The sequence below is a fragment of the Leifsonia sp. YAF41 genome (assembly GCF_052113185.1).
Lineage (GTDB): Bacteria > Actinomycetota > Actinomycetes > Actinomycetales > Microbacteriaceae > Cryobacterium.
On record NZ_JBFRCS010000008.1, the window covers coordinates 31,205 to 54,255 of the forward strand.

The window sequence follows — 23,051 nt, forward strand, 5'->3', positions numbered from 1 at the left end:
TCCACTCCTAAACTGGGGGCCTGATGCACGAGTCACTCACCCAGCGGTGGAACCGCGTTTCCCTCCGCTCAAAAATCACCGGCGTGACCGTGCTGATGCTGACGCTTGGACTTCTCGTCTCTGGCATCGGCACCATGGTGATGCTGCGTCAAAATGTCACCCAGCAGGTGGATGCGCAGCTGCAGAGCGAGGCGCAGACCGCGCTCACTTCGACGACGGCCGGCGCTCTCACGCAAGACAGCGCCGACGGCGTCGCGTCGGACTACTACGTGGCCTTGTACGACGAGAGCGGCGTGCTGCGGTACCACACCTGGCATGACCGGCCGAAGTCTGAACTGCCCGAGGTCACCATTCCGATGGACCTGCAGTCCGTCAATGAACTCGACGGCGCCATCCTGACCCTGCACAACGAGGCGCACGACACCACGTTCCACGCTGTCGCCGTGCCCTTTGTGATCAGCCCGCAGGGAACCTACGGAACCCTGCTCATGGCCGTCTCGCTCAAACCGACCGACAACACGATGGCCACGTACCTGACCATCTTTCTCGGCTTCGGGCTCGGCGTCGTCATCGTCGGCGCGCTGCTGACCCGACTGCTCGTCACGACCACCTTCGCGCCGTTGCGGGAGGTGGAGCGCACCGCTGCGGCTATCGCCGATGGTGACTTCAGCCAACGACTCGGTGGCGCAACCCCGAACACCGAAGTCGGCCGGCTCAACAGATCCCTGAACACCATGCTCAGTCGAATCGATCGGGCCTTCAAAGATCGAGCGCGCACCATCGACCAAATGCGACGATTCGTCGGCGACGCCAGCCACGAGCTCCGCACTCCCCTCGTCTCCGTGCGCGGCTATGCCGAGCTCTATCGCATGGGCGCACTGCAGACCCCCGAAGAGGTCGCGCAGGCGATGGAACGCATCGAAAAAGAAGCGATCCGAATGGGTGGCCTCGTCGAGGACCTGCTTGAGTTGGCGCGCCTCGATGAAGCGAAACCGCTGAAATTGGCTCCTGTCGATCTCATGCCATTGGCCCGCGACGCAGCGCTCGATGCGATGGCGCAGTCGCCCGGCCGTGTGGTCACCGTTGTCACGGCGACCCCGACCGAATTCGTCGACACCGTCGAGATGGATGCGATCGATCTGGCGCATTCCACCGGCGAGGTGATGCCGCTCAACTCTGTGAAGCCGGCCGCATCCGTCGCACCGAGCCCGGCGAAGTCACCAGCGGGGCGAGCGCAGTCCGCAGCGGGGAAAGCCCAGTCCGCAGCAGGGAAATCCCAGTCCGCAGCAACGCGCGCTCAGATTGCGGCTCCACCAACCGGAGCGATCTCGTTCGGCGCCACTCTCGCCCGGCTGCGCACCCGTAAGCCGCGCAAGGTCGATGGCCCGGTTGCTCTGGCCTCACCGTCTGTTGAACCCGAGCAGCCGGCTGTCCCCGCGGTGATCATGGCCGAGGAGAACAAGATCCGTCAGGTGATCACCAACCTGATGGGCAACGCCTTGCGGTTCACCTCGCCCGACAGTCCGATCGAACTCGAGGTTGCCGTCGACCGTCGCAACCAGCGCGCGTCGGTGGCCGTGATCGACCACGGTGAAGGTATCCCCCCGCAGATTCGCGAGAAGATCTTCCAGCGCTTCTGGCGTGCCGACACCTCCCGCGCCCGGGAGACCGGTGGCAGCGGTCTCGGCCTGGCGATCGTCGCCTCCATCGTGGCCGGCCACAACGGAACCGTCGAGGTGCTCGAGACTCCGGGCGGCGGCGCCACCTTCCGGATCTGGTTCCCGTTGGCCGATTCACCGAACGCCCCGCGCCCACTGATGACCACCCCGCGCGACTAGCGGAACCGTCCTCCCCCGCGCACCGCTGGTGGGACTGTGCACGGATGCATCCACGCGGCATCCATGCCTCCTCGCCCTCGCCGTAGCCTGACCCGCATCCCGCATTCCGCGAGAGACGACAGGAGCATCATGACTCGGTATCAGGTAGACAGTGAGGCCGTCCTCGGAACGACGACGGCGGTGCGCGGTTCGATTGTGCGCATTCAGGGCGAGGTCAGCGGGCTGCTCGCCCAGCTCACCAACCTGGAGGCGTCGTGGTCGGGCCAGGCCGCGACGGCGTTTCAGGGGGTGGTCGCCGAGTGGCGGTCGACTCAGAGCCTCGTCGAGCAGAGCTTGGAGTCGATCAACCACGCGTTGACCGTGGCCGGGCAGCAGTACGCCGAGATCGAGCAGGCGAATGCGCGGCTCTTCGGGCGGTGACGTGGTTCTCGTGCGCACTTGCTCTCGATAGAAGCTTCAGTGATTCAGCCTGCTGCTGCCTTGAGGTTCGAAACGATTGTGGCGCCGATCTCAAGAATTCGGTCGCGAGCTTGCGTTTTGTCGGGGATGATCTCGGAGGTGTTCGGTCGTTCGATGATCACCTGGACCCAGTTCCCCTGCGTGGTGAGGTCCAGGATGCACTCGCGGTTGTCTTTCTGACACCTCAACGACGCGACGTTCGAGTCGTCGATCCCCGCAACGGCGACGTCAACGGCTTCGCCCGACAGCTTGTTTTGCGCGGCCACTTCCGTGGCCAGCCAGGAACCGTTCGGCATTGCGTGAACAGAGCCGACCACCGCATCGACAGTGGGGAAGGGTGAACTCACATTTGCGCGAGTTGAGCACCTTCATCCCGAACATTGTCATTCCGCGGTGCGGGCCGTCCCAGGCGGATCCGACTCCCACCTCGGCGATCCCGGTCAATTCCTGGGCCTGTGCTTCCGTGATGAATGATTCGCAGGCTTCGGGCAGCGGAACGCTCGGGGAGATCGGCGCCCAGGCCGCGGGAAGCGCGCTCTCACCGAGCAGGGAGGCAGTGATGGTGTCCGTGACCGGCTGGATCAACGCTTCGAGCTCCTCGAGCGATTTGTCGCCGCCGTCGTCGATTCGGGTGGACTCAAACTCAACCCAGTAGCCGTTGATACGACCCTCGAAGTAGCACGATGGGGTGTCCCTGCCGTCATCGGTGGACCAGCACCAGGTCCGAAGACCGTCGGGGGTAACCACAGTATTGTCCGCCACGTAGCCGTGGCCATATCTAGCCCAGTCGTCGTCCGAGATGGGCATCACCACCAGTGAAGCCCCGCTGAAGCCGGGATTCGGATCCCTCCAGCCGGGCGTCGGCATGTTGCCCCAGCTGCAGAACAGTGCGCCGGCATTCAACGGAACCGCGGTTAGTGGCGAGCTGAAATTAATGTCCGTGAGCGTCGAAAGAGCTGCGGCCCCGGGCGCGAGGATCTGCGCGACAGCTGCTGAGGGTATTGCCTCGTCACAGGTGAGGGACATGCGCGGCTCTGGCCTGTCGATCACGGTCTCGGCCGTTGGGACCGGTGCCGGATCCCCGGTCGAAGCCGGCGGCGCCGAAGCCCGTGGCGTCGACGGTGTCGCTGAGCATCCGGCCACCCCACAGACGATCAGGATGGCTAAAGCTGTCAGAATCCCCGCGTTCTTCCCCACCTGCACAGCTAACGTTCACACTCCGACCGAATGATCGCTCTAGTCTTCGGCCAGCGCATTGGCCAAGTTCAGCAGGAGCGCCGCTGGATCGCCTTGCTCGACAGTCCCGGTGGACATGCTCAGTGACACCCAGGTTCCGCGCAAGTTCATCTCAAGCGCAGCCATGCTCGGGTTGACAGCGTTACGCATCACGAATGCGGAACCAGATTCCAGCCCGGAGATCTCAACCGCCTCGAACAGATCGGAGAGAACCGCCTGATCCCGGGCAGCAGCGAACCGGTTACCCGACTCCGGCAGCGTGAGGATCCTGCCGCTCCGCCCACCACCTTCGGACGCGATTCCACACACCAGACCGCGTGCGCTCACAATTTCACCGAGCTCCACATTGCTGGGAGAGAGGTAGAAGCCGGTGGTGAAGGATGCACCGGGCAGGTTGAGCGCATCAGCGATGGTTTCGGGACTCGCGAATTCCTCGCAGCTCGAAGGCCACGACTCAGCCGAAGCCGGCCAGACCGGATCCGCGCTCGGCGCCAACGCCGTCACTGCTGCAATGACCGAGTCGAAGACCGGCTGCGCAGCAGGGCGTGCTCCCTCTGCCATGCTGTCAGCTCCCCAGATCGTGGCTTCCATCCAGTACTCATCCACGATGCCACGCACGGCGCAGCCCTCAGGCTCACAGTAACCGACCGGAGCACCCATCGGGGAGCCATCAAGTTCGATGCTCCTCCGTTCGTCAATGGCGACAGCGCGAGGAACAACATCGACGATCACCGCTCTGATCTCGTCGCCCTCGCCCGCCCCCCACACGCACAAGAGCGAGCCAGAATTCTCGGCCGCTGCCGACCCAAACCCGCTTGTGCCGAGGCCACTGGGAAACGTGTAGTCCAGTGCCAGCGGCTCTCCGAAAACCGCATCAATCGTCGGCTGCGGCACAACCTGCTCGCAGGTCGTCGGCACGAGTTGAACGGGCCAGGCCGCCTCGACGACGGGCTCGGCAGTCGGAGTCGGCGCGACCGTGGCTGCTCGTGTCGTCTCTGCCTCAGGCGGCACTACCGCGCATCCGGCCACCCCACAGACCATCACGATCGCCAAAGCTGTCAGAATCCCCGCGTTCTTCCCCATAGTCACAGGCTAGTGCCGGCCAAACCGCTGCCTTTACACAGCTGCAGTCGATTGGGTAACGAAGTGCGCCAGTCGGCAGAACCGCAGATACAACGACGCTGGGCGCCTCCCGAAGGAGACGCCCAGCGAATGGAACAGGTGAAGCAGATAGCTCGGACTTAGAAGTCCATGCCGCCGGACGGGTCGCCCATCGGAGCAGCGTTCTTCTCCGGCTTGTCAGCGACAACGGCCTCGGTGGTGAGGAACAGACCAGCGATCGACGATGCGTTGAGCAGCGCGGAGCGGGTGACCTTCACCGGGTCATTGATGCCGGCAGCGATCATGTCAACGTACTCACCGGTCGCGGCGTTGAGGCCGTGTCCGACGGGCAGGTTGCGCACCTTGTCTGCAACAACGCCCGGCTCCATGCCGGCGTTGAGTGCGATCTGCTTGAGCGGAGCGTCGATGGCAACGCGCACGATGTTCGCGCCGGTTGCCTCGTCGCCGACGAGGTCAAGGATTGCCTTGCTCTCGAATGCGGTCTTGCCAGCCTGGATGAGTGCAACGCCACCACCGGCGACGATGCCCTCTTCGACAGCTGCCTTCGCGTTACGAACGGCGTCCTCGATGCGGTGCTTGCGCTCCTTGAGCTCAACCTCCGTCGCGGCGCCGGCCTTGATGACAGCAACGCCACCGGCGAGCTTGGCGAGACGCTCCTGGAGCTTCTCACGGTCGTAGTCGCTGTCGGTGTTCTCGATCTCGGAACGGATCTGAGCAACGCGACCGGCGATGGCGTCGACGTCGCCGGCGCCTTCAACGATGGTGGTCTCGTCCTTGGTGATGACGACCTTGCGGGCGTTACCGAGCAGGTCGAGGGTGACGTTCTCAAGCTTGAGGCCGACCTCCTCGGAGATGACCTGTGCGCCAGTGAGGATCGCGATGTCCTGCAGCTGCGCCTTGCGACGGTCGCCGAAGCCGGGAGCCTTCACGGCGACCGACTTGAAGATGCCGCGGATCTTGTTCACAACGAGCGTGGCCAGAGCCTCGCCGTCGACGTCTTCGGCGATGATGAGGAGCTGCTTGCCGCTCTGGATGACCTTGTCAACGATCGGCAGGAGGTCCTTGATGTTCGAGACCTTGGAGTTGACGATCAGGATGTAGGGGTCTTCGAAGACCGCTTCCTGACGGTCGGGGTCGGTCACGAAGTAGGCCGACAGGAAGCCCTTGTCGAAGCGCATGCCCTCGGTGAGCTCAAGCTCGGTGCCGAACGTGTTCGACTCCTCAACGGTGACAACACCTTCCTTGCCGACCTTGTCGATCGCCTCAGCGATGATCGCGCCAATTTCGGCGTCGCCGGCCGAGATGGATGCCGTGGCAGCGATCTCTTCCTTGGTTTCGATTTCCTTGGCGCTGGCGATGAGCTCGGCGATGACTGCTGCAGTCGCCTTCTCGATGCCGCGCTTGAGGCTGATCGGGTCGGCGCCGGCTGCGACGTTGCGCAGTCCTTCGCGAACCAGGGCCTGGGCGAGAACGGTAGCGGTGGTGGTGCCATCGCCAGCGACGTCGTCGGTCTTCTTAGCGACCTCCTTGACGAGCTCGGCACCGATCTTTTCGTAGGGGTCGTCGAGCTCGATCTCCTTGGCGATGGAAACGCCATCGTTGGTGATCGTGGGGGCGCCCCACTTCTTCTCCAGCACGACGTTGCGTCCACGCGGGCCGAGGGTGACCTTGACCGTGTCAGCGAGGATGTTCAGGCCGCGCTCCAGGCCGCGACGGGCCTCTTCATTGAAAGCGATGATCTTTGCCATGTGTGTTTCTCGTCCCTCCCGGACGTTCCAAAACTGTGACGGATTAGCACTCAAACGGAGAGAGTGCCAAGTCGATTCTGGCACTCTGGGGTCGAGAGTGCAAGTAAAGGGCGGCGGGTTACGGTACGAGCTCGACCGAACCGGTCTCGGTCGGAACCAGCTCGATCCAGGTGTTTCCGGCGGCGAGAGTAATCAGCGCACCGTTGTCGGCGACCAGGCGGATCAGCGAGCCGGGCGCATCCTTCGACCAGGTGGCGTGCACGGTCTTCCCCCCGGTCGACACCCAYGCTTCGCCGGAACCCACCATGATCGTCTTCGGCACCTCGCCATAGGTCCAGTCGATCCCGACCCGGAGCACGAGCACGTTTGTCGCCTTCAGCGGATTTCCCGCGCCGTCGAGGTCAGGAGCGCCCTCTTGCGAACGCAGATAGCTGACGCTCGCGGCGTCCCAACTCCAGCTCGGCCAACGGGCATCCGAGAACCGGCTGTTAATGGTGGTGGTCGGTGTGCCGGCGACCACCGCCGAGGCTTCCGCTGGTGTTTTTGCGTAGTCGAACTGTTGGACGGGCGGTGCGAGTTCCGGATGCAGCGCGATGAGCTCTGTCGCTTTGACGACGACGTCGTGCGGGGAGTCTTTCTCGTCGATCCGATAGAACAGGCCGGCCTCGTCGTAGTCGAAGATGGCGTTGACGACGGGGGTGGCTTGCATCATCTCGATGAACCGCTCCTGGCCGCCCGAGTACGCCAYGATTCCGCCGAACGGGGTGATGATGTCAGGGTCCATCGGGCGAATCGATCGCACCGGACCGACGAGCTCTGGAATGTCGGACTGCCACAGTGCGACGTAACGGGTCAGTCCGCCTTCGACGAGTTCTTCGAAAACGATGTCGGTGCGTTCCAGGCCGATCTGCGGACGCGCATCCTCGTGGTTGTCAATCTTCGCCGACAGCGCGGGCGAGGCGACACTGCCTGGCAGACGCGGAGTTCCGCGCAGCGGCGACAATTCGACCACCGGCTCGGGAGTCGGGGTGGCGGTCGGCACGGGTTTGGGCGTGCGGGTCGACACCGGTGCCGGGGCGGCGCACGCGGCAAGCAGCAAGAGGGGAAGCACCAAAGCGACGCCCCATCCGATGCGACGGCGTTGCGTATGGGCAGGAGAGGAGGAGGGGCGCATCCGACAAACACTAGCGCCGCCCGGCGAACCGGACGGCGCTAGACGGGGGCGCGCCCCGAAATTGATCCTTTAGGCGGGTCGCACCGATTCGGCCTGGGGCCCCTTCGCCCCGGTGCCGACATCGAACACGACCTGCTGACCCTCTTCGAGAACCTTGTATCCGTTCATGTCGATGGCGGAGTAGTGCACGAAGACGTCCTGCCCTCCCCCGTCGACAGTGATGAAGCCGAAGCCCTTTTCAGCGTTGAACCACTTCACGGTTCCGTTCGCCATCTGTTACTCCCGATTGCTGTGTTTCCGTCAGCACCTGCCTCTTGACCGTGCCGGGCCGGCCGCAGTGTCTGCGTTCACTCTGCCGGGGCGGCTTGCCTCAGTGTGAGACAGGTCAGCACCGGCAGAAATGGGCGACCAAGACCAGATACTAGCGAAATGACGCCAGAAGAGAAGGGGTTTGACGAAGCATTTTTTCTGACTGGAATGCAGAATTTACACAGCGTTCATCGGGTCGGATGTCCCCCGTTTGGGATCAACCGATCACCAGGGAACTCCCGATTGGGTTATCCGTCGGACGCGACGTAGTCGTTTCCGACGACGACGGTCAGCGAGTCAGTCCCGCTCGAAAAGGCGTCAGAAAGCTGTATTTGCGCGCCAGGAAGCGACGCCGCGATGCCGAGCGCCGCGGCCTCGAGCGACGCATCGGCGTAGTAGACCGTGGTGACCGGCACGTCTTCGCTGTCGGCGTCACCGGTGTCGTCAATGGTCCAGCCGGCGGAAGTCAGGGTGTCAGCGACAGCGGCGGCCACCCCTGTACCGGGGGTACCGTTCAGCACCGTCACGCTCAGATTCGGGTCGACGGTGGGCACCGGGGCCGGCGGCGGCGTGTCGGCCGGCGGCTCGGCAGCGGGACTTTCCGTCGGCTTCGGGGTCTCCGTCGGAGTCGCCGACGCCGTGGGAGCCTGGCTGGAGGCTGCCCCCGGCAAGGCGAAGTTGAGCTTGTCGTTTTGCACGAACAGCACGGCGACGCCGGCACCGACGAGCAGCACCGTCGCACCGAACGCCCAGGCCAGCACGATCCAGCCGCGGCCCTTCTTGCCAGGTCCCCGGTGCGCGCCGACACGGTCAACGGAATGCGGAATGGAATCGAATCGATCGTTCGGTGTGTTGCGAGGCATCGTCAGTCTGTTCGGTCCTTGTTCGGCAGATCATTCGATCGTGAGTAGTCAGGGGTCTGGAGAGTTCGACGCGCTCGGGCTTCCGAGCGAGCGTCACGCATCCGTTGAAGTCGTTTGATCAGCATGGGGTCGTGGGCCAGAGCGAGTGGTGAGTCGATCAGTGCGCCCAACAATTGATAGTAGCGGGCGGCCGAAAGCGAGAACTCGGCACGAATCGCCTGTTCTTTCGCGCCGACATGCTCCGACCATCGGCCTTCGAAAGCCAGAATTGCGAGGTCGCGATCAGACAAGCCCGGTTCGGTAGATGCGGGCATCGCGTCGGTGTCGGGTTCTCTCTCCACCTGTTTGCCCTCTCTCTTTTGTCGTGCGGATGTGAGGTGCCAGTGCGTCGAAATCGACACGGCTCTCTCCTTCGCCATCCTATGCGGAGCGGCCTGATTGTTCCCCGAACCCGCCACCGGTGCCGGCGACCGCGAGATGGGCTGCACGGAATGTAGTGCGGGCGCCCGGAGTTTAGTCTTGAGGGAGAGTGAGTCGCTCAAGTCGCGACTTGCAAGTGAAAGGACACAGCATGAGCTACGACGTCACGAAGTCTGAAGAGCAATGGCGCGAAGAGCTGGGCGACGAGAAGTTTGCGGTGTTGCGTCAGGCCGGAACCGAGCGCGCCTGGACCGGCGACTTGTTGGACGAAGGCCGTGCAGGAATCTACACCTGTGGAGCCTGCAACGCCGAGCTGTTCAAGAGCGGCACCAAGTTCGATTCCCACTGCGGCTGGCCGAGCTTCTACGAGTCGGTGCGACCGGAGGCGGTCGAGCTGATTGAAGATGACTCGCTCGGCATGAAGCGCACCGAGGTGCGCTGTGCGAACTGCGGCTCCCACTTGGGTCACGTTTTCGACGACGGTTTCGGCACGCCGACCGGCGACCGGTATTGCATGAACTCGATCTCCCTGAACTTCTCCCCGGAAGAGCCAGGCGAGGCGCCCGAGGCATCCGAGTAGTCCGATGTCACAGGTTCTCAAAGCGGTTGCAGAGCGACGGTCATACTCCCGGGTGAGCACGGCTGCCCCGAGTCATGCCGAGCTGCTTCCGCTCGTTGAGGCCGCGGCGAGGGTGGCCGACCATGGGGCATTGCGTCCGTGGCGGCTGATCGAGTTGCGCGGCGCGGCGCGTGAGCGCCTCGGCGACGCATTGGTTGCGGCGTCCGGCAAAAAGGGCGAGCGCGACAAGGGTCAGGCGGCCAAGCCCCTCCGTGCCGAATTATTGATCGCCGTGGTGGCGAGTCGTCGGAGCAGCAGCAAAGTGCCGAAATGGGAGCAGGATGCGACAGCGGCCGGGGTCGCCCACATGCTGAGCCTGCTGCTCGATGACGCCGGCTGGGGCGTCTTCTGGCGCACCGGCCCACTCACGCGCGCAACCCGGGTGCGCAAAATGCACAAGCTTGCCGACACTGAGGAGTTGCTCGGCTGGCTCTACGTCGGCGGGGTGCCCGACAACGCGAAGGCGGGCAAGCGGCTGAAGATCGACCCCGAGAGGTATCTCTCGGCGCTGTAGCCAAGTCGCGATCGGAGTCGGCGACGCCGACCGGCGCCGCGAGTGTGTGCAGGAGAATGCTGTCACGCGGGTTGAAAACCGCCGCGCTGGTTGAGTTCAGCGCGCGTGGTGGTTTTCGACCCGCGCGAGGTTAGTTCAGGATGCTCGCGCGGAGCGACGACGGATGCCCACGATGAGCACCGCGACGAGGGCGAGCACGGTTCCGCCGATCGTGGCGAACGCCACCGGCTGAGCGCTTGTCGGCGCGAGAAGGTCGAGCGCGAGGGCAGAGAGCAGTTGTCCTGCGACGATTCCGAGGCCCAGCACGAGCACGCCGGTCGTGCGCACGATGATCGCGCTGCCCGCGATGAAAATGCAGCCGAGCGCTCCCCCGATGTAGAGCCGGGGGTCACTCGGCAAACTCGTCGGCATTCCGACGAGCACAACGTGCACGAGCAAACCGAGCAGCAGCACAATCGTTCCGAAGACGAAGTTCAGAAATGTCGCCGTCAGCGCGCTGCCGGCTGCGACCCGCACCCGGCCGTTGACGGCCTGCTGCCAGCCCTGACCGAGTCCGGCGACCAGCGGCATCCACAACAGCCAGAACGGCACCCCGCCGCTGATCTGGCCGGACACGGCCCAAGCGACAGCGACCAGGGTGAGTGCCGCGCCGATCACGCGGGGCGCGGTGAGCGGATGGTGACCGCCGGGGCCGACACCGAAGCGGTCCATCGCGAGACCGCTGACGGTCTGGCCGGCGACGACCGAGACAGTAAAGAGCGCAACGCCGAGCAGCGAGGCGGTGAGGCTCTGCGAGAGCACATAGAACGCGCCGGCGGTTCCGCCGAGGACGTGCCACCACGATAGCGAGCGCATGGTCAGCGCCTGACGCACACGGCCGAGTCCCTGCCGACCCGGAGACCAGAACAGCATCACCACGCTGAGGATGACCAGGCCGCTTCCGAATGAAATCACTGCCGCGGTGAATCCATCGCCGATCTCGCGGCCGAGCTCACCGTTGATGCGCGACTGGATGGCGTTCATCGCACCGAAGCAGATGGCGACGGCCATGGCCACCCACATCGGGATACCGCGGTGTGGCGTTGAACTTATCGAGGGAACATCCAGGGCTGTATTGGTGTGGGTCACCAGTCGATCCTACGAGCAGCATGACCACCCCACTCCGAATTGTTGCGCGGGGGCCCGATCTACGCGCAATCGGTGCATTTTGTGCACGATTCCATCAAGATTGCTGCGGCTGGCCCCCAATGTGGGCACGGGGGCTACCGCTCGCGTTACCCGGAGCGGCAGGATACGAGGCACGCCCATCTACCGGTGGGCGCATTTCTTGCCCCGCGGGCCATCCTCTCGGGGCATTGGGAGGGAGAGGTATGTCAGAAAAGACCACACAGGCGCGTCGACGCGCTATTGCAATCATCCCCGTGCTTGCACTCGCCGCCGCAGCACTTGTGGCAGCGGACGCGACGGAGACGAAGGCAGTCGCGAGTTCAGTCGCCGCGCCGGCGAGCACCACGTCCGACTACTACATCAACTACGTCGAACCGCGTGCCGAGGATTCATTCGGAATCGACGTCGAAGCCACGCCCGGCAGTGCTGCCCGGCGGAGCATGGAAACGGCAATGACCAAGGCCGATGCACTCGACCGCAAGTTCAGCACAGGTAATCCGGTCGCCGCTCGCCAATTGGCAAAGCTTGAAGCCACGTCAGTGAAGACAGGCAAGAGTCCCAAGTCACTCCGGAACAACTACAAGGGGTCGAAGACGACCCAGCAGGCAAAACTCCTGACGATCCTGGTCGAGTTCAACGAGAACGCGAACGACGACTTCACCGGCTTGCAGGTTCCGACTGCGTACGGCGCAACCGACTGCATGCTGGGCGACGTGCAGAATGGGCCGGTCCACAACACGATTCCGAACCCGGCCACCCTCGAGCGCGCGGACAACAACTCGATGTGGGTGCCCAATTTCTCGTCAGCGCACTACAACAAGATGTTGTTCAGCGACAGCGGGATTACCGACCGGGTGCGCACTGATCTCACCGGTCCGGACGGCAAGCCGGGTTTCGATATCTCGGGCTACACCATGAAGAAGATGTATGAGGAGATGTCGCGCGGCGCTTACACTGTCACCGGATCTGCGACGCCCTGGGTGAGCGTTGCCCACTCCGAGGCCTACTACGGCGCAAGTCTCTGCCAGAAGAACGCCGACGGCGTCTACGAGGCCGGCGCAATTCAAGATATGCAGGGGCACCCCGACAACCCGCTCGGTGCCGGCCAACTCCCGATTGACGCGGTCGCCGCTCTTTCAGCAGCACAGCCGAGCTTCCCCTGGGCCGATTACGACATCGAAGACCAGGGCGACCTCGACGGCGATGGCAACGTCAACGAACCCGACGGCGTCATCGACCACGTGGTGCTCGTGCACGCGGGCGAGGACAAGTCAGGCGGCGGCGGAGCGCAGGGCACCTCGGCGATCTGGGCGCACTCGTCTGCGGTTGCCGGAGGCGCGGCCATCCCGGGCACCACGTTGAAGCTGTCGAACTACATCGTGCAGCCTGAGGACTCGGGCGTCGGGGTGTTCGCTCACGAATACGGCCATGACCTCGGCCTGCCCGACCTCTATGACACGTCAGGCGCCGGTGACTCCGATGTCGACTTCTGGGATCTCATGTCATCAGGCTCGCACTCGGGTCCGATCTTCCAGTCGATGCCCACACACATGGGCCTCTGGGACAAATGGGTGCTCGGCTGGGCAGATCCCGAGGTGCTCAATCCCGGTGACAAGACCAAGACCATCAAGGTGGGCCAAAGCTCCCGCCCGATGAAGGGATCGGCCGACGGCGTCAAGATCAACCTCCCCGACAAGGTCATCACACTCGCGACACCGCATTCCGGTGCGAAGGCGTGGTACACCGGCGCCGACCAGAACTGGGCGGACATCCGTCTCACCCGCTCGCTCGGCGTTGTACCGGCCGACGCGAAGTTCTGGATGTGGAACAACTACGTGCTGGAGCAGGACTGGGACTTTGGCTTCGTCGAGGTCTCGACCGACCAAGGAGCGACGTGGACCGAACAGAAGGTCTCTGACGAGACGGGCGCTGTCGTATCAACTCCCGACGACTATGCCGATCCCAACGGCAACCTGGCCACGTTCGGCAACAAGAAGCACGGCCTCACCGGATCGAGCGATGGCTGGAAGCACGAATACGTCGACCTCTCCGGTTTCGCCGGCCAGAACGTGAGCGTGCGTCTGCGTACTGCGACCGATGCCGCCTTCCAGGAGCGCGGCTGGTTCGCTGACGACTTCGCTCTCACCGGTGGTTCAACCACGCTCTGGAGCGATGACGTTGAGGCCGGCGACGCCGGCTGGACTCACGACGTGGCGAGCTTCGCCACGACGACGGGTCCCGGATGGCGCATCGATACCGGCACAGCGATTCAGGCGCAGTACTACCTCGTCGAGTGGCGCAACGCCGACGGCTTCGACAAGGGTCTGAACTACGCCTATGACACCGTGTACAGCGCGGATGCGTGGAAGGTCGACAAGTTCAAGTACAACGCCCCCGGAGCCCTCGTCTGGTATCGCGATACCACCTACGGTGACGCCAACATGATCACGGCCAACGTCTCGTCGTTGCCGAGCGAGGGGGCCAAGGGCGGACTGCTCATCGTCGACAGCCACTTCGACCCGCTGCGCCGCACCGGCGAAGCTGCGGTCGTCGATCCGTCGACCTTGAACAACATGCCGTCTCGCGTGCAGTCCTCGAATGCCGCATTCGGGCTTCAGGGAACCTATCCGTTCACAGAATGCATCACTGATGAGGCATTCACGGAGTACTGCACCGACGTTCCGGCGCAGCCCCCGGTGAGCACCTTCACCGATGATCAGGGTTGGGTGCCCGGAATGGAACTTCTCGACGACGGGCGCCTGTTCTACCGGGACATCGACGCGTCGGTGGTCGTTCCGTCGATGGGCAATGCCAGATACAGCACCCGGCTGGTCGACTCGGCCGGCAATCTGCTGCCGGAGTACGACGGCGTTGACGCCGGCGTGGGCCCGTTCGGCAACGGCAGCCCCGCCACGTCGGGAGTGGGCTACGGCACCACGGTCACGGTGAAGAAAGCCTTCCCCGACAACACCGCGGCGCTGATCACGGTGACACCACCGCGCGTCGGCTGATCCAGCACGGCAACAAGTGAGGCGCCGACCCACAGGGTCGGCGCCCGAAACGGGTTCCCGGTGAACCGGCCCCGTCGGCGTCAGCTCGTCGGCGTCAGCTCGTGAGAACCTGCTGTGCCGTGCCCGACGGTGCTGCCACCCGCACGATCTCGACCCAGCGGTCTGCGACCGTTGACCAGATCTGGCGCAGTTCGGTCTCGCTCTGACGCATGGGCTCAATCACCTGCTCCGGGGTGAGCCCGGCTTCGTGCAGATCTTCGCTGTCCTGGCGGGCCCATTCTTCGGCGGTTGCGGCGAGCGCTTCCAGGTGGAACTGCAGGCCCCACGCCGACTCCCCCACGCGGAACGCCTGGTTCGGGCACCGCGTGCTGCTGCAGAGCGAGGTCGACCCGGCCGGGAGCTCGTGCACTTCGAGCGAGTGCCACTGCATGGCCTGCAGCTCGGTCGGCAGGTCGTGCAGCAGCGGGTCTTCCGAGGCGTTGGCGGTGAGCGACAACTCGCTGAGCCCGATCTCCGCACCCTTACGCACTCCGGCAACGACCCCGCCGGCCACGACGGCGAGCAGCTGGGCACCGAGGCAGATGCCGAGGAACGGGGTCGATGTCGCCAGGCTGTCGGCGATCAGGGCGCGCACCTGGGGCAGCCACGCCGCATCCGTGTCGTCGGTCGGCCCGGGCGTTCCGCCCAAGACGACGACTCCGGCATACCCGTCGGCTGTCAGCGGAATGTCGCGGCCCGCTTCGGGCCCGACAACGTCCATCTCGATGCCCGCGGCCCGGATGCGTTCTCCCACCAGGCCGATTCCGGCATTCGCCTCATGCTCGACGACCAAGATCTTCGTCATAGTCACAGCCTTCCCGCTTCAATGATCTTCTTCAAGAACGCACGAGTGCGTTCCTCTTGGGGTGCGCCGAAGATCTGCTCCGGCGGCCCCTGCTCCAGAATGACGCCCTCGTGCACATAGGCAACGGTGTCGGCCACTTCCTTGGCAAAGGACATCTCGTGGGTCGCCATCAAGATGGTCAGCCCGTCGGAGGCCAGATCCCGCACAATGTTGAGCACCTCGGCCACCAGCTCCGGGTCAAGCGCCGAGGTGATCTCGTCGAGCAGGAGCACATCGGGGTTCATCGCGAGTGCGCGCACGATGGCAACACGCTGCTGCTGTCCACCCGACAGCTGATCGGGATAGGCGCCGGCCTTGCTGGCCAGACCGATCCGGTCGAGCAGCGCGAGGGCCTGCGCTTCGGCATCCACCTTGCTCATGCCCAGAACACGGATGGGCGACAGTGTCACGTTGTCGAGCACGCTCATGTGCGGAAACAGGTTGAAGCTTTGAAAGACAATGCCGATTTTGCGCCGGAGGGCGTTGACGTCGACTCCCTCGCCGGAGACGACGTCGCCGTCCAGGCGGATGTCGCCCTGGTCGATCTCTTCGAGGGCGTTGACGCAGCGCAGCAGCGTGGACTTGCCGCAGCCCGACGCGCCGATCAGGCAAACGACCTGGTGCCGGTCGACGTGCAGGTCGATCCCGCGGAGCACCTGGTTCTGGTCATAGGACTTGGTGATGGAGTTCAGTTCGAGAAAAGCCACGATTACCCCTTGTTCCGCTGCCGGCGAGCGTCGCGCTCCAGAAGCCTGTCGACGAATCGGGTCTGCGGGATGGTGATGATGATGAACAGGATGGCGACAACCGTCACCGACGACAGGTTGAAGTAGTTGCTGGAGTAGATCTTTGCCTGGGTGAAGGCGTCGACCGTGCCGATGATCGTGACGAGCGCCGTGTCTTTCTGCAGCCCGATGAAGTCGTTCAACAGCGGAGGCGTCACTCGCCGCAGAGCCTGCGGAACGACGACGAATCGCATCGTTTTTCCGTAGGAGAGCCCGAGCGAACGCGCGGCAGAGACCTGCGACCAGTGGATTCCGTCGATGCCGGACCGGTACACCTCGGCGACGTAGGCGCCGTAGGTGAGCGTCAGTGCGAGCACTGCAGACCACATCGGTCCGAGTTCGCTGAAGAGAGGAACACCCGCCAGCGGCAGGCCGAACCCGACCAGGTAGATCACGATGATCGACGGCACGGCGCGGAACACGTCGACGTAGGCCGTCGCCAGCCAGCGGAGCGGACGCCCCGCCTTTCCGGGAGCCAAACGGGCGAGTGCGATGACCAGCGCCCAGATCAGCACCAGGATCTCAGCGAGTACCGCGATCTTGATGTTCTCGCCAAACGCGATCGTCACATCCGCGAAGCTCTTCGCCATGAAGCTCGCGTCGAAGAACGTGCTCTGCACCGCGTGGTCGTTGGCCAGCAGGAAGAGTGTGAAGGTGGCGATGAAGATGATCGGAAGGCATGAGCCGATTGCGACCCAGGCCGACTGACCGGCGCGCGAACGGTAGGTGCGCGCTTCGACGATATTGTCTTCGGCGAGCGCGCCGGTGCTTCGCGCCTGCTGTTTGGTTCCCTGCACCAACGGAACGAAGGTGCCGAGCGCGAGCAGGACGACGATGACCGTTGCGAGTCCGAGAGTGATCCTCCAGACACCTGTTTCGGCGACGGTGACCGTCAGCCAGGCGGCATAGCTCGACAAGATCACGGTGAGCGCGGACAGCAGGTATCCGACGAGCAGGAGCGACCGCGCCGAGCCGACCGGCGCGGGTCGCGCAGCCCGAAGAGGATGCGCGACCCGAACTACATCTGTGCTCACTTGAGGTGCCACACAGGAATGCTGGCCGGGTCGACGCCGTAGGCGTCGGCGAGGTAGGCGGCACTGAGCTTGTCCAGGGTGCCGTCGGCCTTGAGGTCGGCCAGAATCTTGTTGATCGTGCCGAGGTTCGGGGAACCCTTCGCCATCATGATCCCGTAGGCCTCATCGGTCTCGATCTGGCCAACGACCTCAAGCTTGCCGCCCGACTTCGATGCGGCGCCCAGCACGATGCTGAGGTCCTGAATTCCGGCGTCGATGGTGCCGGCTGCAACGGCCGCCTGCTGCTCAGGATCGCCGGGGAAGACCGACGGTGCGGTTGTGGGCTTGAGCGTGTCGGTGACCAGGATCTGGCCGACCGTTCCCTGCTTGATGCCGATCGTGCTGTCGGCCAGGTTATCTTCGGTCACGTCGGCACCGGTCTTGACGAGCACTCCCGCCGTCGACTGGAAGTACGGGTCAGAGAAGTCCATGACCTTTTTGCGCTCGTCGGTGATGGTGATCTGGTTGAGCGAGAGGTCCATGTCCCCGGACTTGCCGGCGACGAGTCCGTCGAACGACGCCATCTGCAGCTTGACGTTGTCGATTCCCGCGCGGTGGGCGATGTTCACCAGCAGGCAGAAGTCGAAGCCGCTGCGGATGTCTTCGACGGTGTCGCCGTTGTACCAAGCGGGGCTCGGCAGGTCGGCTTTCATGAGAAGCGTGTTCTTCGTCAGGGTCTCAAGCGAGTACTCGCCTTTGGTGCCGGTGACCTCGCAGTCGCCATAGGAAGCGGGGTTTCCGTTCGCCTGGACTTCGCTCTCCGCCGTCGCGCCACAGCCGGTGAACAGCAGTGTCGTTGCGAGTGCGGCGGGAACGAGAAGTAGCGCTTTATGCCTCATTGCATGATTCCTCTCTGAAAACCTAAATCGTTTTAGGCGTACCGGTAGTATTCAGATCATCGGGTGCCGCGTCAAGTTCAGGTACGGATCGATAACAAGGCGTGGGGCGCAAGGAAGCGGGAGCCGTGGTTGGTGCAGTGGGAGCGGTAGTGGGCAAGAAGGTCGGCATCAAGCACGTTGCCGAGGCGGCGGGGGTCTCGCCGGCAACGGTCTCGCAGGTGTACAACCACAAGGGCGAGGTCGCGGCCGCAACGCGTGAGCACGTGTTGGAAGTCGGCTCCCAATTGGGGTACCAACCAAATGCGCTCGGGCAAGCATTGCGCTCCGGCCGGTCGCGTGTGATTGGCGTCGTGGTGAGCTACCGCGACTCTGCCGTCTGGAAACAGACCTACATGCCCTACTACCGCAACATCATCGCCGGCGCAGCGATCGAAGCGGTCGACCACGGTTATTCGATTTCGGCTGCGCCGAGCACTGAACACGGGCTCGTCGAGACCCGGCTGCCGCTCGACGGCGTGATCGTCGTCGACCCGGTTCCCGGTGATCCGGTTGTCGAGCAGTGCATCGCCCAGGGCCTCGCGGTGGTCATCGACGGCGGCTACGAAACCACCGACGCTTCTGCGCGTCTGATCACCGTTCGGTCAGACATGGACGAGGCGATCCCGAAGGTTTTGGCCCATCTGCAGGCTGAGTCGTCGGCATCCGTCTTCACTCCCGCGCTGTTCATCGGCCCCCGGATCGACACCTACACGGCCGACACGCTGCACGCCTATCAGGAGTGGTGTCAGGCCAACGGATGCGCCGAGATCGTGACGCGTCTCGCCCCCGGCCACTCGCCGCGCGACGCCGCCCGCGAACTGCTCACCCGCGAGTCGAACGCGGTGACCGCCGTGCATTGCTTGAACGAGACGTATTGTGCGGCCGTGCTCGAGGCAGCGGACGAGCTCGGCATCGTGGTGCCTGACCAGCTGCAGGTCTCGGTCACCGGGAATGCGACGGCGGTGGGAGCCGAGACACGTGTGGCGTTTCTGAACCTTGACCCCGTCGACACGGGGGCGCGGTGCGCGCGTGCACTCATCGCGCTGCTCGAAGGTCAGCCGGTTGAGGACATCGTGGAGACCGTGACGCTGATTCCGGCCCGGCGGCTCGCGCGCGGCTGAGCGCGGTGCACCGCCTATTTGTCCTTGCCGATTCACCGACGCCAAAAACATCACAGATCGACGAATTCGCCCCAAAGCATCAAGCTTCGTGCCGATCGTCAGCCGACGTGATGTCTTCATCCATGAGGGGATGCTATTCCGGGGCTAAAGGTATGGGTCCCATGCAGCGAACTTAGTTGAAAGCTGCTGCACTGCCGCGTCGAAGTCGAACGTGAGCTTCCAGCACCCTTCCGCGTCAGGATTCCCGTTGCACGCATCCGACCATGCTGTGCCGGCGGCAGCGGCAGCATCCGCAAGTGATTGGGTCTGAGCGTAAAGGCTCGCGATCTCATCTGGTGTCTCGCCGAGATATGCGGTTGCCTTCGGGGCCGTCGGAATCTTCAAGCTAGTCGACACTGTTTGCGTGACATAAGTGCCCGCCGACTGCTGCATACCGCACGTAAGGTCTGATTGAGTGACCACGCAGTTACCTTCGTCCCACTTTGTCTTCCAGTCAGCAAGGGTCGCCGACTGCTCGGCAACCACATACGCCCACTGAGCAACCGCCGACGTCGCGACCGCTGGGGTCGGAGTGGGTGTGACTGTCGGCGGCGCCGATGCCGCAACTGCACATCCCGCGAATGCGAATGCAATCAGCGGCGCGACGATCAGGAGTCTCTTCATGGGATGAGACTAGCGGCCACGCGGGACACGACGGGATGCGCGAAAACGCCCCACATCCCAGTCGGGAGTAGGGCGTTACAGGGCCGGCCACGGGACTTGAACCCGTAACCCCCACTTTACAAGAGTGGTGCGCTACCAATTGCGCCAGGCCGGCATGAGGCGAGCCTCGGTCTTTATCCTAAATGGTCAGGCGGCTCGCGCGAAAATCGGCAGGGCATCCGTCAGCCAATACCGCAAATGTCACCGAATGCCGCACGATATGTGCGGTGTTCGGTGACAGATGCGCAATACAGACGGTTTTCGGTGACAGTAACCCTCCGAGGGCGGCGTTGCACCAACGGGTTTTGCAGCCAGTTGCCGTGCGTTAGCCAGCAGCCGGAGCAGGCGTCGGAGTCGGCGTGGCCGTTGAGGTCGAGTAGGTCTCCCCCGCGGCCTGCAACACGAATGCCGCAAACTCCTTCGGGTCAGTCAGCGAACCAACGTACTGCTTGCCGTTCACGAGCACGGTCGGGGTGCCCTTGATCGCCTTGAGGTCGGTGTTGGGCAGCGGGCCGGTGACGGCGCGCGTTGTCGCAGCGTCCACCCACGAGGTGAAGGTGCGATCGGTGATGCACTTCTCGATCGGCGCGAGGCCTGACGTCACACCGGCCTTCTTGACGACGGCCACCAGCTCTCCATCGCTGCGACCGGCCGAGCCCTCCTTGGGCTGGTCGACGAACATCGCCGAGTTGAACTCGAAGAAGGAGTCCGGCGAATAGTTCGCCACACATGCTGCGGCGTTGGCCGCGCGCAGGGAGTACTCGGTTCCGGCCGACTTGCGGGTCAACAAGGCGACGGGGTGAATCTCGACCGTCGCGGCGCCCGACTCGACGAGCTTCGCGATCTGCTTGCTGTTGGTCTTCTCGAAGTCACCGCAGAGAGGGCAGAGGTAGTCGAGGTAGATGCGAATGTCGGTGACGGTACCTGTGGCATCCGGCTTCGACGGAATCGGCTTGGCCTCCGGGCTGAGCGCCGGGGTCGTGACGACCTTCATGCCCTCGCCGATCAGGATGCCGTCGCTCGCCATGTTCGCCGGTCCGGGACCGACGGGGCGGATGGAGGTAACGATGACAACTGCGATGAGGCCAACGATTGCGATAGCGGCAAGGGCGATTCCGCCCTGCAGGAAGACCCGGTTTCGACGGTCCTTCTTCTTCTGATCCTCTCGAAGCTGCTTCGCCTTGTGTCGTGCAGCGTCGCGTCGCTGGCTTTTGGAGAGGCGATCGTCGCCTGGTCCGCCGATTGTCATTAATACTCGTTCCGGTACGTTTGATGCACGCAAACTCTATGCAAATGCTCTCAAATAGTAGGTTGCTTGTCTGGGAAAGGACCACACGGTTCCCGAACGGGGGGTGCCTGTAAGCAGAACGTCTGCGCTCATCTGCGCGGTAAGGAATCTGCTCCGCGCATGTCATACTGAGTTCGATCACGCGCGCTCACGGGTGCCGCGATCAATAAATCCCATCACTAAGGATCGTCCGGCACGTACCTGCCGGTGAAGGAGAATATAGAAACATGGCTACTGTCACTTTTGACAAGGCAACCCGCCTCTACCCGGGTTCCACTCGCCCGGCCGTCGACAAGCTCGACCTCGACGTTGCCGATGGTGAATTCCTCGTTCTCGTCGGCCCGTCCGGCTGCGGAAAGTCCACCTCCCTGCGCATGCTCGCCGGCCTCGAAGAGGTCAACGACGGCAACATCTTCATCGGTGAGCGCAACGTGACGGATGTCCCCCCGAAGGACCGCGACATCGCCATGGTCTTCCAGAACTACGCTCTGTACCCGCACATGACGGTTGCCGAGAACATGGGCTTCGCCCTCAAGATCGCCGGCGTCAACAAGGACGAGCGTGCCGCTCGCGTTCTTGAAGCCGCCAAGATGCTTGACCTCGAGCCGTACCTCGGCCGCAAGCCCAAGGCTCTCTCCGGTGGACAGCGTCAGCGCGTCGCCATGGGCCGCGCAATCGTGCGTCAGCCGCAGGTGTTCCTCATGGACGAGCCGCTGTCGAACCTCGACGCCAAGCTGCGCGTTCAGACCCGCACCCAGATCGCTTCGACGGTTCGCCGTCTCGGCGTCACCACCGTCTACGTCACCCACGACCAGACCGAGGCGCTCACCATGGGCGACCGCATCGCCGTGCTGAAGGATGGCCTGCTGCAGCAGGTCGGCACCCCGCGCGACCTCTACGCCAAGCCGAACAACGTTTTCGTTGCCGGCTTCATCGGCAGCCCGGCCATGAACCTGTTCCTGGCCGACGCTGTTGACGGTGGCGTCAAGTTCGGCACCTCGACGGTTCCGGTTGCCCGCGAGACCCTCGCCGGCGCATCCGGCAAGCAGGTCACGATCGGTGTTCGCCCCGAAGACATTCACGTGTCCTCGACCCCGGGCGAAGGCCTCGAGATCGACGTCGACCTGGTCGAAGAGCTCGGTGCTGACGGTTACCTCTACGGTCACTCCACCATCGCCGGCAAGCGCACCGACATCGTCGCACGCGTCGACGGCCGTGTTCACCCGTCGGCCGGCGACAAGGTCTACCTGACCCCGACGCCGAACCACGTGCACCTCTTCGATGCAGAGAACGGCCTGCGTCTCGGCGGAGCGGTCACCGACTAAGACTGAACCGTGAAGGGCCCGGTCACCGAGAGGTGACCGGGCCCTTTCTTTTTTGGTCAGCCACGTCGGCTCACTCGCTCAGTCGGCCAACGCGCGAGCCGTTTCGACGAGGTCGGTGAGCGCCTCCAGGTTGATGTCCTCGAATCGCTTGAAGCTCAGGCTGCTGGCCCCGACCTTCGACGCGCCAACCGATTCCGCGAACCGACGACCCACATAGTCGCCGTCCTCGACCGCGTTGACGTAGAGACTGAGATAGTTCTTCTGCTGAGCCAGACCGATCAGAAACCATTCGACCTCTGCTCCGCGGGGGCGCTTCTGCACCAGGTCGCCGTAGCCGATGATCTGCTGTTCGGTGCCGCCCCAGAACACCCCTTCCCAGAGGGTGCGGGAGAGTCCGCTCATCAGCGGATGGATGAGCAGGTCCAGCGCGCGCATCGCCTCCCCCTGCGCTCCGTCGAGCCCCTCCAAGAACTCGTCGACACTGGTCGTTGACCGATGCATGGCATCCTCCCTGTC

Annotated in this window: 23 protein-coding genes and 1 tRNA gene; 7 read left to right on the plus strand and 17 right to left on the minus strand. The window is 63.9% G+C overall.

The annotated features are described in order from the left end of the window. Positions 1-23: 23 nt before the first annotated feature. Positions 24-1,838, plus strand: coding sequence for an ATP-binding protein (locus AB4Y63_RS09405; protein WP_441790793.1), 1,815 nt, complete (start codon positions 24-26; stop codon positions 1,836-1,838). A gap of 129 nt (positions 1,839-1,967) precedes the next feature. Next, positions 1,968-2,258 (plus strand): WXG100 family type VII secretion target, encoded by a 291-nt coding sequence (locus AB4Y63_RS09410; protein WP_441790794.1) that lies wholly within the window; start codon positions 1,968-1,970, stop codon positions 2,256-2,258. Positions 2,259-2,302: 44 nt separating this feature from the next. Here AB4Y63_RS09410 and AB4Y63_RS09415 read toward each other — a convergent pair whose 3' ends face one another. The 8 genes from AB4Y63_RS09415 to AB4Y63_RS09450 all read right to left on the minus strand — a co-directional run bounded on the left by AB4Y63_RS09415 (position 2,303) and on the right by AB4Y63_RS09450 (position 9,063). After that, positions 2,303-2,563 carry a hypothetical protein gene (locus AB4Y63_RS09415; protein ID WP_441790795.1) on the minus strand — a complete coding sequence of 87 codons (261 nt, stop codon included), beginning with the start codon at positions 2,561-2,563 and terminating at the stop codon, positions 2,303-2,305. Next, on the minus strand, positions 2,526-3,347 hold the full coding sequence (locus AB4Y63_RS09420; protein WP_441790796.1) for a hypothetical protein: 822 nt from the start codon (positions 3,345-3,347) through the stop codon (positions 2,526-2,528). Before AB4Y63_RS09420 ends, AB4Y63_RS09415 begins: the two co-directional genes overlap by 38 nt. A gap of 186 nt (positions 3,348-3,533) precedes the next feature. Continuing rightward, positions 3,534-4,616 carry a hypothetical protein gene (locus AB4Y63_RS09425; protein WP_441790797.1) on the minus strand — a complete coding sequence of 361 codons (1,083 nt, stop codon included), beginning with the start codon at positions 4,614-4,616 and terminating at the stop codon, positions 3,534-3,536. Positions 4,617-4,774: 158 nt separating this feature from the next. Beyond that, complete coding sequence (groL, locus tag AB4Y63_RS09430; protein WP_441790798.1) at positions 4,775-6,403, minus strand: chaperonin GroEL; 1,629 nt, start codon at positions 6,401-6,403, stop codon at positions 4,775-4,777. Between the two features lie 118 nt (positions 6,404-6,521). Next, the gene (locus AB4Y63_RS09435; RefSeq protein WP_441790799.1) at positions 6,522-7,577 is read right to left on the minus strand and encodes a DUF3048 domain-containing protein; all 1,056 of its coding nucleotides are present in this window, start codon (positions 7,575-7,577) and stop codon (positions 6,522-6,524) included. 69 nt (positions 7,578-7,646) lie between these two features. After that, positions 7,647-7,850, minus strand: coding sequence for a cold-shock protein (locus AB4Y63_RS09440; RefSeq protein ID WP_441790800.1), 204 nt, complete (start codon positions 7,848-7,850; stop codon positions 7,647-7,649). 284 nt (positions 7,851-8,134) lie between these two features. Then, positions 8,135-8,749 (minus strand): LytR C-terminal domain-containing protein, encoded by a 615-nt coding sequence (locus AB4Y63_RS09445; protein ID WP_441790801.1) that lies wholly within the window; start codon positions 8,747-8,749, stop codon positions 8,135-8,137. 2 nt (positions 8,750-8,751) lie between these two features. Then, the gene (locus AB4Y63_RS09450; protein ID WP_441790802.1) at positions 8,752-9,063 is read right to left on the minus strand and encodes a DUF3263 domain-containing protein; all 312 of its coding nucleotides are present in this window, start codon (positions 9,061-9,063) and stop codon (positions 8,752-8,754) included. A gap of 257 nt (positions 9,064-9,320) precedes the next feature. Here AB4Y63_RS09450 and msrB point away from each other — a divergent pair, with 257 nt between their 5' ends. Both msrB and AB4Y63_RS09460 read left to right on the plus strand, forming a co-directional pair. Next, positions 9,321-9,749: a peptide-methionine (R)-S-oxide reductase MsrB gene (gene msrB, locus AB4Y63_RS09455; RefSeq protein WP_441790803.1), complete on the plus strand. Its 429-nt coding sequence runs from the start codon at positions 9,321-9,323 to the stop codon at positions 9,747-9,749. 4 nt (positions 9,750-9,753) lie between these two features. Then, on the plus strand, positions 9,754-10,302 hold the full coding sequence (locus tag AB4Y63_RS09460; RefSeq protein WP_441790804.1) for a nitroreductase family protein: 549 nt from the start codon (positions 9,754-9,756) through the stop codon (positions 10,300-10,302). A gap of 135 nt (positions 10,303-10,437) precedes the next feature. On the opposite strand, the gene AB4Y63_RS09465 is transcribed toward AB4Y63_RS09460, so the two are convergent. Then, positions 10,438-11,430, minus strand: a complete 993-nt coding sequence (locus AB4Y63_RS09465; RefSeq protein WP_441790805.1) for a DMT family transporter — start codon at positions 11,428-11,430, stop codon at positions 10,438-10,440. Between the two features lie 242 nt (positions 11,431-11,672). Here AB4Y63_RS09465 and AB4Y63_RS09470 point away from each other — a divergent pair, with 242 nt between their 5' ends. Continuing rightward, on the plus strand, positions 11,673-14,480 hold the full coding sequence (locus tag AB4Y63_RS09470; protein WP_441790806.1) for an immune inhibitor A domain-containing protein: 2,808 nt from the start codon (positions 11,673-11,675) through the stop codon (positions 14,478-14,480). 94 nt (positions 14,481-14,574) lie between these two features. Here AB4Y63_RS09470 and AB4Y63_RS09475 read toward each other — a convergent pair whose 3' ends face one another. Genes AB4Y63_RS09475 through AB4Y63_RS09490 form a run of 4 tightly spaced genes read right to left on the minus strand, consistent with a single transcriptional unit; the run spans position 14,575 to position 18,060 of the window. Continuing rightward, the gene (locus AB4Y63_RS09475; protein ID WP_441790807.1) at positions 14,575-15,324 is read right to left on the minus strand and encodes a type 1 glutamine amidotransferase; all 750 of its coding nucleotides are present in this window, start codon (positions 15,322-15,324) and stop codon (positions 14,575-14,577) included. Between the two features lie 2 nt (positions 15,325-15,326). Continuing rightward, a complete protein-coding gene (locus AB4Y63_RS09480) occupies positions 15,327-16,073 on the minus strand; it encodes an amino acid ABC transporter ATP-binding protein (RefSeq protein WP_441790987.1) in 747 nt (248 codons plus the stop codon). Next, positions 16,073-17,182, minus strand: a complete 1,110-nt coding sequence (locus AB4Y63_RS09485; protein WP_441790808.1) for an amino acid ABC transporter permease — start codon at positions 17,180-17,182, stop codon at positions 16,073-16,075. Before AB4Y63_RS09485 ends, AB4Y63_RS09480 begins: the two co-directional genes overlap by 1 nt. Further along, positions 17,179-18,060: an ABC transporter substrate-binding protein gene (locus tag AB4Y63_RS09490; RefSeq protein WP_441790809.1), complete on the minus strand. Its 882-nt coding sequence runs from the start codon at positions 18,058-18,060 to the stop codon at positions 17,179-17,181. Before AB4Y63_RS09490 ends, AB4Y63_RS09485 begins: the two co-directional genes overlap by 4 nt. 125 nt (positions 18,061-18,185) lie before the next feature. On the opposite strand from AB4Y63_RS09490, the gene AB4Y63_RS09495 reads away from it, so the two are divergent. Further along, positions 18,186-19,220 carry a LacI family DNA-binding transcriptional regulator gene (locus AB4Y63_RS09495; protein ID WP_441790810.1) on the plus strand — a complete coding sequence of 345 codons (1,035 nt, stop codon included), beginning with the start codon at positions 18,186-18,188 and terminating at the stop codon, positions 19,218-19,220. 144 nt (positions 19,221-19,364) lie between these two features. Here the strand turns inward: AB4Y63_RS09495 and AB4Y63_RS09500 are convergent, their stop codons facing one another. From AB4Y63_RS09500 to AB4Y63_RS09510, 3 genes are all read right to left on the minus strand, one after another. Further along, entirely contained in the window at positions 19,365-19,883 is a 519-nt protein-coding gene (locus tag AB4Y63_RS09500) for a hypothetical protein (RefSeq protein ID WP_441790811.1), read from the minus strand. An 81-nt stretch (positions 19,884-19,964) separates the two neighbouring features. Beyond that, positions 19,965-20,037 (minus strand) — tRNA-Thr (locus AB4Y63_RS09505). A 210-nt stretch (positions 20,038-20,247) separates the two neighbouring features. Next, positions 20,248-21,171, minus strand: coding sequence for a DsbA family protein (locus AB4Y63_RS09510; protein ID WP_441790812.1), 924 nt, complete (start codon positions 21,169-21,171; stop codon positions 20,248-20,250). A 266-nt stretch (positions 21,172-21,437) separates the two neighbouring features. Here AB4Y63_RS09510 and AB4Y63_RS09515 point away from each other — a divergent pair, with 266 nt between their 5' ends. After that, positions 21,438-22,535, plus strand: a complete 1,098-nt coding sequence (locus tag AB4Y63_RS09515) for an ABC transporter ATP-binding protein (protein ID WP_441790813.1) — start codon at positions 21,438-21,440, stop codon at positions 22,533-22,535. Positions 22,536-22,613: 78 nt separating this feature from the next. On the opposite strand, the gene AB4Y63_RS09520 is transcribed toward AB4Y63_RS09515, so the two are convergent. Next, positions 22,614-23,036 (minus strand): hypothetical protein, encoded by a 423-nt coding sequence (locus AB4Y63_RS09520; RefSeq protein ID WP_441790814.1) that lies wholly within the window; start codon positions 23,034-23,036, stop codon positions 22,614-22,616. Positions 23,037-23,051: the final 15 nt, after the last annotated feature.

What these genes read in the sequence shown, in the direction of transcription:
- msrB (WP_441790803.1), top strand. Translation starts at nt 9,321, where the DNA reads ATGAGCTACGACGTCACGAAGTCTGAAGAGCAATGGCGCGAAGAGCTG.
- AB4Y63_RS09490 (WP_441790809.1), bottom strand. Translation starts at nt 18,060, where the DNA reads ATGAGGCATAAAGCGCTACTTCTCGTTCCCGCCGCACTCGCAACGACA.
- AB4Y63_RS09460 (WP_441790804.1), top strand. Translation starts at nt 9,754, where the DNA reads ATGTCACAGGTTCTCAAAGCGGTTGCAGAGCGACGGTCATACTCCCGG.
- AB4Y63_RS09470 (WP_441790806.1), top strand. Translation starts at nt 11,673, where the DNA reads ATGTCAGAAAAGACCACACAGGCGCGTCGACGCGCTATTGCAATCATC.
- AB4Y63_RS09445 (WP_441790801.1), bottom strand. Translation starts at nt 8,749, where the DNA reads ATGCCTCGCAACACACCGAACGATCGATTCGATTCCATTCCGCATTCC.
- AB4Y63_RS09475 (WP_441790807.1), bottom strand. Translation starts at nt 15,324, where the DNA reads ATGACGAAGATCTTGGTCGTCGAGCATGAGGCGAATGCCGGAATCGGC.
- AB4Y63_RS09425 (WP_441790797.1), bottom strand. Translation starts at nt 4,616, where the DNA reads ATGGGGAAGAACGCGGGGATTCTGACAGCTTTGGCGATCGTGATGGTC.
- groL (WP_441790798.1), bottom strand. Translation starts at nt 6,403, where the DNA reads ATGGCAAAGATCATCGCTTTCAATGAAGAGGCCCGTCGCGGCCTGGAG.
- AB4Y63_RS09500 (WP_441790811.1), bottom strand. Translation starts at nt 19,883, where the DNA reads ATGAAGAGACTCCTGATCGTCGCGCCGCTGATTGCATTCGCATTCGCG.
- AB4Y63_RS09515 (WP_441790813.1), top strand. Translation starts at nt 21,438, where the DNA reads ATGGCTACTGTCACTTTTGACAAGGCAACCCGCCTCTACCCGGGTTCC.
- AB4Y63_RS09410 (WP_441790794.1), top strand. Translation starts at nt 1,968, where the DNA reads ATGACTCGGTATCAGGTAGACAGTGAGGCCGTCCTCGGAACGACGACG.
- AB4Y63_RS09440 (WP_441790800.1), bottom strand. Translation starts at nt 7,850, where the DNA reads ATGGCGAACGGAACCGTGAAGTGGTTCAACGCTGAAAAGGGCTTCGGC.
- AB4Y63_RS09510 (WP_441790812.1), bottom strand. Translation starts at nt 21,171, where the DNA reads ATGACAATCGGCGGACCAGGCGACGATCGCCTCTCCAAAAGCCAGCGA.
- AB4Y63_RS09405 (WP_441790793.1), top strand. Translation starts at nt 24, where the DNA reads ATGCACGAGTCACTCACCCAGCGGTGGAACCGCGTTTCCCTCCGCTCA.
- AB4Y63_RS09450 (WP_441790802.1), bottom strand. Translation starts at nt 9,063, where the DNA reads ATGCCCGCATCTACCGAACCGGGCTTGTCTGATCGCGACCTCGCAATT.
- AB4Y63_RS09520 (WP_441790814.1), bottom strand. Translation starts at nt 23,036, where the DNA reads ATGCATCGGTCAACGACCAGTGTCGACGAGTTCTTGGAGGGGCTCGAC.